We start from the raw sequence: 11,081 nt of genomic DNA on the forward strand, positions 1-11,081 counted from the left end.
GTCACCTCGCAGTTATCGTTATTTTTTCCCTGATAATTTCAGCCCGCAGCAAGTCCCGCTCTTCAGCATTTAAGTCCTTACCTGCCTTTTGAATAAGGAAAGCAGGTCTGGTAAGAATTATCAGTTCATTGATTTGTGCAAAATTTATGTTTTTCAATACTCCCAGTTCCACTCCCAGTCTGAGATTTGAAATGTTTTTCAGCGCCTCCTGGGAAGTCATCACTCTGGCGTGGCTCATTACTCCATAGGAGCGGAAAATCCTATCCTCAAGCACAGATTGATTGTCTTTGTAAACCTTTTCCCTGGTGGCGCGTTCCTGGGCAGCAATCCGTCTGGTCACTGTAAGCAGGTTTTTTACAATTTCTTCCTCAGTATGTCCCATGGTAACCTGGTTGGATACCTGAAAAATGTTCCCATAGGCTTCGGTCCCTTCACCGTAATACCCTCTTACAGCGAGACCAAGCTGGGCAATAGCAGCAACAACTTTCCCCACCTGTTTTGTCATTACCATACAGGGCAGATGCAGCATCACAGATGCCCGAAGCCCTGTGCCCACATTTGTGGGGCAGGAGGTCAGATACCCCTTTTTTTCACAGAAACTGTAATCCAGACTATTTTCCAGAATATCATCAGTCTCATTGGCCAGGTTCCAAGCCTCCTCCAGCTGAAGTCCCGGAAGAAGACACTGAATTCTGAGGTGGTCTTCTTCATTGACCATGATGCTGACAGACTCATCAGCCGCCAGGACCACGGCACGGTTAACCGGGTCTTTGATATGATGGGGACTTATCAGGTGCTTTTCCACTAATATTTGTCTTTCAGTGTCGGTTAATTCAGAGAGTAAGATAAACTCCGACCGGCCTGTTTTTTCCACTGCCACATCTTGTAAAGCCGCAGCCCTGACTCCCTGCAGAATCCGTTCAGCCTGTTCTTCCGACATAAAATGAGGAAAGGGATAATCCTTCAAATTTCTGGCCAGCCTGATCCTGGAGCTGATGACAACATCTATATCCGGCCCTATCCCTTCAGCCCACTTACTTTTCGCACTGATTAAAGTATCCTTTATCGTCATGAAGGCACCCCCTAACCTAGTTTCTTTTCCAGGCCGCGAATCTTATCCCTTATTTCAGCGGCCTTTTCATATTCTTCACGATCTACAGCAGCCTTCAGTTCCAGTTTTGATTCCTCGATTTGCTTACGCAGACCGATAGTACCTCCGGTTCTTTTGGGAATTTTGCCTGTATGCCCCGGATTGCCATGTATCCGCCTCAATACCGGTTCAAGTTTGTTCTCAAAAATTTCGTAGCATTTTGGGCAACCTAGTTTGCCCACTTGTGCAAACTGGGCATCGGTAAAGCCACAATGTTCACACCGGACTGTGGCCTCCCGCTTTTCTGGCATCGAAGGACTGCCGGCCACAGGCTGATTAAAGAGGTCAGCAAAAATATTATGCAGCATCCATTTAGGTTCACCGAATGCTGCGCTGTCTTCCTGAGCACAAATATCGCAGAGGTTTGTTTCGGTCTTTTTTCCATTAATTATTTTGGTCACATGAACTGCAGCCGGTCTCTTCTGACACTTCTCACATATCATCCCAAAATCCCTCCTCTTTTGTATCGTTTCCTTGATAACCCTGGTTCCGGGAAAATTATATTTGGCAGTTACGCCTTGCCAATGCTTAACCCCATATCACTGCCTTTCAGTACAGCGGTGTCACCGGGCAGGAAGTCTCCCTTGACAACGTACCGGCTAAAAGGGGTTTCTACTTCCTGCCTGACCAGCCTTTTCAGAGGACGGGCGCCATATGCAGCCTCATAGCCCCTGGCTGCCAGGTAGTCAAGGGCGCTGTCCTCATACCTGAGCTTTACCCCAACCGCAGCTTCCACATGCAGAGCCAGCCTCTTCAGGAGAAGTCCGGCAATTTTCCGGACATGCTCCTGTTCCAGAGCATGGAAAACCACAATTTCGTCAACCCTGTTAAGAAATTCAGGTCTGAAGTGCTGCCTCATAATATTTAAGACACTGTCTCTCATCCGCTCAAAATCCCCGCCGCTTTCCTGATGTGCTAATATCTCCTGGCTGCCCAGGTTTGATGTCATGATGACAACTGTATTCCTGAAGTTGACTGTGCGCCCGTGTCCATCTGTCAGCCTGCCCTCATCCAGTAATTGCAGCAGAACATTGAATACATCGTGATGGGCTTTTTCAATCTCATCAAGTAGTATAACCGAATAGGGCTTTCGTCTTACAGCCTCTGTTAGCTGACCGCCCTCCTCGTAGCCGACATACCCCGGAGGGGCTCCAATCAGCCTGGAAACCGTGTGTTTTTCCATGTATTCAGACATATCCAGCCGGATCATGCTGCGCTCATCATCAAAAAGTGCCTGTGCCAGAGCCCTGGCCAACTCAGTTTTGCCCACACCGGTTGGCCCGAGAAATACAAACGACCCAACGGGACGGTTGGGATCCTTAATCCCTGCCCTCGCCCGGAGTACGGCATCAGCAACAGCTCGTACGGCTTCATCCTGGCCGATAACGCGCCTGTGCAGTTCTTCATCAAGGTGAAGCAATTTTTCTTTTTCACCTTCCATCAGTTTGCTGACCGGTACACCCGTCCAGCGGCTGACTACCCTGGCAATATCCTCCGCATCAACCTCTTCTTTTAGAAGCATCCCAGTTTTCTGCTTTCCAGCCATAAGCGCTTCTTCGGATTTCAACTGTCTTTCCAGGTTATCAAGGCGGCTGTATTTCAACTCAGCCAACCGGTTAAGGTCATACTCGCGCTCAGCTCTTTCCATTTCCTGCCTGGTCTTCTCCATTTCCTGCTTTAAACCGCGCACCCTGGAAATAGCCTCTTTTTCCACCTGCCACTGAGCCTTCATGCCATCAGCCTCACTGCGCAGTTCGGCCAGCTGCTCCCTGATCTTGTTAAGCCGTTCTCCGGAAGCCTGGTCCTTTTCTTTTCCCAGGGCTGCTTCCTCAATTTCCAGCTGCATGATCTTTCGCGTAATCTCATCCAATTCTGTCGGCATACTGTCAATCTCAGTGCGCAGCTTGGCTGCCGCCTCATCCATAAGGTCAATTGCCTTATCAGGCAGAAACCGGTCCGAAATGTACCGGTCAGACAGCGCCGCCGCCGCTACTATGGCACCATCCTGAATGCGCACCCCGTGATGGACCTCATAGCGTTCCTTCAGGCCTCTTAAAATGGAAACTGTATCCTCAACTGATGGAGGATTGACTATAACCGGCTGGAAGCGGCGCTCCAGAGCGGCATCTTTCTCAACATATTTCCTGTACTCATTTAATGTAGTAGCACCAACTGTACGCAGCTCACCTCTGGCGAGCATTGGCTTAAGCAGGTTCCCCGCATCAACAGAGCCTTCGGCGGCTCCTGCGCCCACCACTGTATGCAGTTCATCAATAAACAGGATTATCTTGCCATTTGACTCCTGGACCTCTTTGAGTACCGCTTTCAGTCTTTCCTCAAACTCACCGCGGTACTTGGCGCCTGCTACCAGGGCACCCATATCTAAATTTATCAGGTGCTTATCCTTTAAACCCTCAGGAACATCACCCGCAACAATCCGCCGCGCCAGCCCTTCGGCAACAGCCGTCTTCCCTACCCCAGGTTCCCCGATAAGCACCGGGTTATTTTTGGTCCTCCGGGAAAGGATTTCAATAATCCTGCGGATTTCATCATCACGACCGATAACCGGGTCCAGTTTTCCCTCACGGGCCAACTTGGTAAGGTCACGTCCATACCGCTCCAGGGCCTCATAGGTCTCTTCCGGGTTCTCCCCGGTAACTCTCTGATTCCCCCTAACTGCCCTCAGGGAGTTAAGCAGGTTTTCCCTTGTTAGTCCAGCCTGGGCCAAGGCTTCCTTAGTCTCAGGCTCCCCCTCTTCAAGCAGGGCCAGCAGCAGGTGTTCAACACTGACATAATCGTCTTTCATGTCTCTTGCTTCCTTTTCAGCCCTGGCCAGGACGCGGGCCAGACCGCTGCCCATCGATAGAGAACCTTCATATCCCGTAACCACGGGAATCCTGTCCAGCAGTTGGGAAACCCTGCCGGCAAAGATATCCGGATTTACTCCGGCATGTTCCAGAAACCGGGGTGTCATCCCCCCATCCTGGTCCATCAGAGCAGCCATCAGGTGCTTTCCGGTAAGTTCCTGGTGATGCCGTTCCGCAGCCAGCTGCTGAGCAGCAGAAATAGCTTCCCTCGATTTTTGGGTAAAACGGTTAAAGTCCATATTTATGCCCCCTCCCCCTTATTTTTTATGCCTCAGCAATACCATCAGCATTGATTTCAAAATTACCGCCCTGTTCCTTCGGGCTTCAGGATGACCGTGGTCAGGCGCCGCCACCTCGATTACGGTTTCCATGAGGTGGGCCTCTCGCCGGGAAATAATATCTTCTTCAAAAAGATACCGAATCAAGCCTATGGCCTCGTTCATGCCAATCTGATCACCAATTTTTTCATAGACAATATCAAGCAGCTCTTCAGAATCCTCCAGAGGAATTCTGATTATGCGAATAAAGCCGCCACCGCCCCTTCTTGTCTCCACAATATACCCCCGGCTTGAGGAAAACCTGGTACTCAGCACATAATTAATCTGAGAGGGTACACAGCTAAATTTTTCAGCCAGTTCGCCGCGGCGGAAAATAATTACGCCACTGTTGCTCCGGCCTATTCTTGCCTTTATGTATTCCTCAATAATATCAGTAATATTTGCCATATGCGTCCCCCCTGCCAACCCTATTGTTTGACCTTATCTGACCTTTAATATATTATATACCCTTTTTGACCATATTATTCAAGTGCTGTATTTTCCAATTCTGGTTCCTATGCGCTTAAATTTCACATAATTTATTAGTTGCCGTGCCGCCACGTTATATTTATCAATTTTTCACCATTTTACCGGCTATATCTCTATATGATTCTATATGTTTTTTCATTTGGTCAGTAATCTGCTTTATTATATTTGACCTTTAGACCTTTTCTGACCTTTATCGACATTTTGGAAGAAAAATTCTCTTCTAAACAAAGAACTAATGTGGTAAAATGTAGATGGTTCGCCCCAGACAAAGTTTTCACCATAAAACATGGCTTGTTTGGTTATTTTTTTTGTTTATTTGTTATATTACTCCTACAAGATGCGTTAATGGAAAGAGAGGACTAATCAATGCTTAAATTATTTAAAAAGGACCTGGTCTTTCTCCACGCTCCAAGTGTTTACGATTTCAGAAAAGATACCACTATGTTCGGGCCAATAAGTGATGTTGTGCCTTCATCTCCCACTTTTGAAATGTATCCCGTGGGAATAACCAGTATCGCCGAAACCCTTGAGCACGGTGGTTTCAATGTGCAGATAGTTAATGTTGCCTACCAGATGCTGAGGAGCCAGGACTATGACCCCGAAAAAGTAATCGCCGGCATGAATCCAGCTGCCTTTGGCATTGACCTGCACTGGCTGCCACATGTTCATGGCAGTATTGAGCTGGCCAAAATATGCAAGAAGTATCATCCTGATATTCCGGTGATCTTTGGCGGCTTATCTTCAACTTATTACCATGAAGAGCTTATATCTTACCCATTTGTTGATTTCGTTGTCAGGGGGGACAGCACTGAAGAGCCCATGCTTCAGTTAATGAAGGCTATAAGGTATGACCTGCCCTTTGATAAGATTCCAAACCTGACTTGGAAAAAACCGGACCGAACCCCTGTGGTTAACCCGTTAACTCATGTACCCGAAAATATTGATTATATTTCGGTACCCTGCTACAGTTATGTGGTGCGGTCTGTATTCAAGTATGCAAATCTGCATAACACCGTGCCATATCTTGACTGGTTAAAATATCCGATTACAGCCCTGCTGACTGCACGGGGCTGTACCCAAAACTGCTCAATTTGCGGAGGCTCTGAATTCGCCTATAAAAGGGTGTGCAACAGGGACAAGCCGGCGTACAGGTCACCCCAGTCCCTGATAGAGGATATCAGGTTGATTCAGAAGCTTGGCCAGGCTCCGATTTTTGTGCTCCACGACCTGCGCCAAGCCGGCCCTGAGTATGTGGACGAATTCTTCAGCCTCTTGAAAAAAGAAAACGTCAAGAATGAATTGATTATCGAATTGTTCTGGGAAGCCGGCGATGAGTATTTTGCCAAAATTGCAGATGCAGTGCCAAAGTTCAGCCTGGAAATGACTCTCGAAACCCATATTGAGTCAATCCGGAAGATGAATGGAAAATTTGCCTGTTCTAATGAACAGGTGGAAAGCACTATTGCTTCAGCTTTTAAATATGGCTGTCGTAAAATTGATATCTTTTTCATGACAGGTATACCCAAGCAGACCTATGAACAAGCCATGGATTCTATTAATTACTGCCGTCACTTACTTGAAAAATTTGATGGTGATAAGAGACTGGCCCTCTTTATTGCACCATTGGCGCCATTTCTGGACCCTGGCTGTCTGGCCTTCGAGTTTCCGGAAAAATACGGTTACAAAAAGTTTTGCCACACCCTTGAGGACCATTATCATGCCCTTACTAAACCAAGCTGGAAACACATTCTAAGTTATGAAACCGACAGCATGACCCGTGATGAAATTGTGCGCTCAACCTATGAAGCCGCTCTCAGGCTAAATGCTCTTAAACATGAATATAATCTTATTGATGACGATGTTTACAAGCAGATAGAATTCCGGATTAGCAGCGCCCAGACTGTAATGGATGAGATAGACAAGATTATGGAGATTGAAGACGAAAACCGGAAACAAAAAGCCCTGAAAGAACTTAAAACTAAAGTTGAACAGATTAACCGGCATACAATTTGCGGCAAAGATGAACTAAAGTGGCCCATCACACAGCGGTTTGGAAACATCGTTTCCCTAGCCGGTGTTTTCACTGGGCTCTTCTTTACAGAAATGAGACTTTTTTACAACAGAGCTCGGCTGCTGCTGGGTCAGAAAATGCGCCCGATGTAAATAATATTATTAATTGTAGCTGATTATATTGCACCTATCAAAACAAGCAATCCGAAAGAAGCCTGGAATGTTTGCTAATGCCTACAGTCCAGGCTTTTCTCTATCTCCTGTCATGCTCTCCTTATTACCATATCCCGGTAATACATGTTTAATTGCACCATGACTGTTAGATAATGACCCCTGCTAACTAAGCCCGTTTTTATGGCAAAATATTATCGAATTCTGCCTGATATTCTATTTACGTCTCATCTATATATATGATAAAATTAGCTCATGACATTTGAGTTATTTTTTATGATTGGCTTGTGATTTTTTTTACAAGCTCATAAATGGGGGGAGAATATGTTTCGTAAAGATTTAGTTTTTTTACACGCTCCAAGTGTTTATGATTTTCGGAAAGACACCATTATGTTTGGACCAATCAGTGATGTTGTTCCTTCATCGCCAACCTTTGAAATGTACCCGGTTGGCATCACCAGTATCGCTGATACCCTGGAACAAAACGGCTTTAATGTACAGCTAATTAATCTTGCCTACCAGATGCTGAGAAGTCCTGATTATGACGTGGAAAAGGTTATTGCCGGACTTAACCCCAGAATATTCGCCTTTGACCTGCACTGGCTGCCACATGCCCATGGCAGTGTGGAGGTGGCCAAAATAGTCAAAAAGTATCATCCGGATACACCTGTTTTGTTTGGCGGCCTGTCGGCATCTTATTATCATGAAGAACTGGTATCATACCCATGTGTTGATTATGTCGTCAGGGGAGATTCTACCGAAGAGATTGTGAAACAACTCGTTATCGCAGTCAGGCAGGGAGTTCCGGTGGATAAAATCCCCAACCTTACCTGGAAGAAACCGGACGGTAAAGTTGTTGTTAACCCCCTCACCCACGTCCCGGACGATATGGACTATGCCTCAATTCCAAGCTACAAGTATGTTGTCCGCTCTGTTTTTAAATATGCCAGCCTGCATAACACCGTTCCCTATGCAGACTGGTTAAAGTACCCGGTTACAGCTCTGCTGACTTCCCGCGGCTGTACGCAGAACTGTTCCATCTGCGGCGGTTCGGCATCTGCATATAAGAAAATATGCAACAGGTCAAAACCTGCTTTCAGGTCACCTAAGGTTTTGATTGAAGACATCCTTTTTCTGCAAAACCTGGGGCAGGCTCCAATCTTTATTTTAAATGACTTTCGCATGGCAGGTCCCGAATTTACTGAAGAATTCCTAACATTACTGGAAGAGTCCAACATAAAGAATGAGCTGGTCTTTGAGCTGTTTTTCCCGGCCGGCGATGAGTTTTTCGGAAGACTGGACAAGGCCTTACCCCAGTACAGCATTGAAATTACTTTGGAATCACACATTGAGCGGATTCGTAAGTTTAACGGCAAACTACCGGTAAGCAATGAAAAGATTGAGGCATCCCTGGAATCGGCCTTGAGAAACAACTGCCGCAAAATAGACATCTTCTTTATGACCGGAATTCCCAAACAGTCTTACGAGGATGCCGTTTCTTCAGTAGATTACTGTGCTTATCTTCTGGATAAGTTCCAGGGTGATAAACGCCTGTGTTTCTTTGTGGCTCCGCTGGCGCCTTTTCTGGACCCCGGATGCCGTGCTTTCGAAGAACCGGAGAAGTTCGGCTACAAGCAGTTTTACCGCACCCTTGAAGAACACCGTCAGGCTCTCACCATGCCAAGTTGGAAATATATCCTCAGTTATGAAACTGACTCCATGACCCGGGATGAAATCGTTGAAGCCACATATGAAGCCGCCTTAAGGTTAAATCAGGTTAAGAAGGATTATGGCTTAATTGAAGAAAAACTTTATGCCGATATCGATTATCGGATAAGAATGGCCCGGGATATAATCAGGGAAATTGATGAAATAGTTAAACTCCCTCAAAGTGAGCAAAAGGCTATGAGAGAGCAAATGCGCCAAAAGGTTGAAGCCGTGAATAAAGCTACAATATGCGGCAATGATGAGCTAAAGTGGCCGTTCAAAGAAAGGCTGTCAAATGGTTTCACGCTTTTTAAGGTTCTGGTAGGTCTGTTCTTCAAAGAATGGTCCCTCCTGTTTAACAGGATCAGGCTGACATTAACAGATGATGACTTCAGGACAGTTAATAAATGATCTGGTTCATTAAATGATAAGTAAGCAAACCTCAAATGATAAGTAAGTAAACCTCCTCTCTCTATAATTTAAAGAACGCACATCACTGGTTGATGTGCGTTCTCTTTTACCCCCAAATAAAAAGACAGGTTTTCACCTGTCTGGAATTCTTTATGGCTCCCCGGGTAGGACTCGAACCTACAACCTACCGGTTAACAGCCGGTTGCTCTACCATTGAGCTACCGAGGAATATCTCAACGAATAATATATTAACATACTTTCAAATCTATTTCAAGTGCAATCCATTTCTAATTTTTTCAGCAAGAGCAAGATTAGATATTTATGCAGCATCTGAATTAAATAAATCGAAAAAACAGTAATCAGAAATCAAAGGGTGGTCCAACTGTATACCTGTTTACTGAGCAGATGGATCAGGGAATATCTCAGTAATCTTTGTCTTAACCACATATTGGGGCTTGGGAAGGTTTAGGTTCATCCCCTCTATCACTTTACAGACCTTATCATAGAGCTCCCCTTGATTTATCAGTTCTGCTTCCCCTTTGAACTGATAACTGACCATTTTTTTGTGATCTCCCACAATGATACATATTTTATTGTTTTCCATTAAGTTCTTCCGTGTTTTAGCAGAGAAAATGTCTGCAAAAATCAGGTGTTCATCATCCAAAACCTGCAGAGATCCTTTAAAAGATGCGTTGGGCATTCCGTTTTTGTCTGCTGTAGCAGCAACACATAGCTTTACTTCCTGGATATAATCTTTAATTTCTTTTGTTAACTTCGCCATACAAGGCACCCCCGTTTAATTGTTTTTGGTTTGCGCAAGCCGCTCGTGTTTGGTGAAAAGGCAACTTGTCACATCCTGACTTTAATTTTATATCCCCTGGCCAGTAATTTCAGTAAATTAATTTACATTGGAAAAACTTTTTAATGACCACTAATTGGGCAATAATCATTTTCCACAACCGATGAGTGAGGCAAAAACCAAAAAGGCCCAAGACCCCGGTCCTGAACCTGAATTTAAACATTGGCATTTTTTGCGCAAAAATCAGTTTTTATCATATAGTATTTCCCGTTGTAGCCTAGAATCCCTGACTCCTTCAACTCCCGCAAAACTTGAGAGACCTTTACTCTGGAAGCTCCAATCATGCTGCCCATCTCCTGCTGCGTAATTCTTAATTCTATAATCGTCATATTTGTTGTTATTTTTCCATATTCATTGGCCAGCCGGAGCAATAGCCGCAGCAGCTTCTCTTTTACTGATGCCCCTGAAGTTTCGCTGACCTGCTGCATTGCCGCATTCAACTTGCGGGCTAGATGGCTGATTATCTTGACCGCAAATTTAGGATTACGCTGAACTATCAGTTCTAAATCGCTCCTGTTAAAAGCACATAACCTAACATCTTCTAGAGCAACAGCGCTAAAAATCATTTCCTGTTCCTGAAATAATGCCGTTTCTCCCAAAACATCTCCTGGGCCAATGATATTGATAATAATTTCCCTGCCCTCCTCAGTGTTTTGAATCAGCTTCAGCTTGCCTGACTTTATCAGGTATATCGCATGATCATGTTCTCCCTGACGGAATAAATACTGTCCCTTAAGTACTGATTTGTTTAGCGCTCCAGGGCAGATGCTATAAAAATCATCGTTATCCAAACCCTCAAATAATAGTAATTCTTTTAAACAAAGTACACCTCGTTGCATTTAAACTCACCACTTTTATTTTTTGCCTTTGTTACATATTCGATAAAGATAACTCAACTTCCTCCAGTAACTCAAACCAGATAATCATAATTAATCTCTAGCTCTATCGCAAGTCTGAAGCTCGGGTCGCTGTTGGAGGACGTCAGACTCATCCTTCCGGAACATATCTGCCACCTGCCCGCCTGCTATTCATACAGAAGAACCACTTGCTCTCACAAGTGGTTCTTCATATTAAAATCCGGCAACGTCCTACTCTCCCAG

At 45.2% G+C, this 11,081-nt stretch carries 8 protein-coding genes and 1 tRNA gene; 2 read left to right on the plus strand and 7 right to left on the minus strand.

Annotated elements, in window-relative coordinates; translation table 11 throughout:
• Position 1: 1 nt before the first annotated feature.
• The 4 genes from Ga0451573_RS12010 to Ga0451573_RS12025 form a co-directional block, all read right to left on the minus strand.
• On the minus strand, positions 2-1,072 hold the full coding sequence (locus Ga0451573_RS12010; protein WP_231684373.1) for a protein arginine kinase: 1,071 nt from the start codon (positions 1,070-1,072) through the stop codon (positions 2-4).
• An 11-nt stretch (positions 1,073-1,083) separates the two neighbouring features.
• Positions 1,084-1,593: a UvrB/UvrC motif-containing protein gene (locus tag Ga0451573_RS12015; RefSeq protein WP_231684374.1), complete on the minus strand. Its 510-nt coding sequence runs from the start codon at positions 1,591-1,593 to the stop codon at positions 1,084-1,086.
• A gap of 68 nt (positions 1,594-1,661) precedes the next feature.
• A complete protein-coding gene (gene clpB, locus Ga0451573_RS12020; RefSeq protein ID WP_231684375.1) occupies positions 1,662-4,256 on the minus strand; it encodes an ATP-dependent chaperone ClpB in 2,595 nt (864 codons plus the stop codon).
• A gap of 18 nt (positions 4,257-4,274) precedes the next feature.
• A complete protein-coding gene (locus Ga0451573_RS12025) occupies positions 4,275-4,742 on the minus strand; it encodes a CtsR family transcriptional regulator (RefSeq protein ID WP_231684376.1) in 468 nt (155 codons plus the stop codon).
• Between the two features lie 447 nt (positions 4,743-5,189).
• Between Ga0451573_RS12025 and Ga0451573_RS12030 the strand changes: the two genes are divergently transcribed.
• Positions 5,190-6,986: a TIGR04190 family B12-binding domain/radical SAM domain protein gene (locus tag Ga0451573_RS12030; RefSeq protein WP_231684377.1), complete on the plus strand. Its 1,797-nt coding sequence runs from the start codon at positions 5,190-5,192 to the stop codon at positions 6,984-6,986.
• A 342-nt stretch (positions 6,987-7,328) separates the two neighbouring features.
• On the plus strand, positions 7,329-9,122 hold the full coding sequence (locus Ga0451573_RS12035) for a TIGR04190 family B12-binding domain/radical SAM domain protein (protein WP_231684378.1): 1,794 nt from the start codon (positions 7,329-7,331) through the stop codon (positions 9,120-9,122).
• A gap of 153 nt (positions 9,123-9,275) precedes the next feature.
• On the opposite strand, the gene Ga0451573_RS12040 is transcribed toward Ga0451573_RS12035, so the two are convergent.
• From Ga0451573_RS12040 to Ga0451573_RS12050, 3 genes are all read right to left on the minus strand, one after another.
• A tRNA-Asn gene (locus tag Ga0451573_RS12040) sits at positions 9,276-9,350 on the minus strand.
• A gap of 166 nt (positions 9,351-9,516) precedes the next feature.
• Complete coding sequence (locus tag Ga0451573_RS12045) at positions 9,517-9,903, minus strand: pyridoxamine 5'-phosphate oxidase family protein (protein WP_231684379.1); 387 nt, start codon at positions 9,901-9,903, stop codon at positions 9,517-9,519.
• Between the two features lie 233 nt (positions 9,904-10,136).
• Positions 10,137-10,820 (minus strand): Crp/Fnr family transcriptional regulator, encoded by a 684-nt coding sequence (locus tag Ga0451573_RS12050; protein ID WP_231684380.1) that lies wholly within the window; start codon positions 10,818-10,820, stop codon positions 10,137-10,139.
• Positions 10,821-11,081: the final 261 nt, after the last annotated feature.

The sequence above is a fragment of the Phosphitispora fastidiosa genome, from assembly GCF_019008365.1.
Taxonomy (GTDB): domain Bacteria; phylum Bacillota; class Thermincolia; order Thermincolales; family UBA2595; genus Phosphitispora; species Phosphitispora fastidiosa.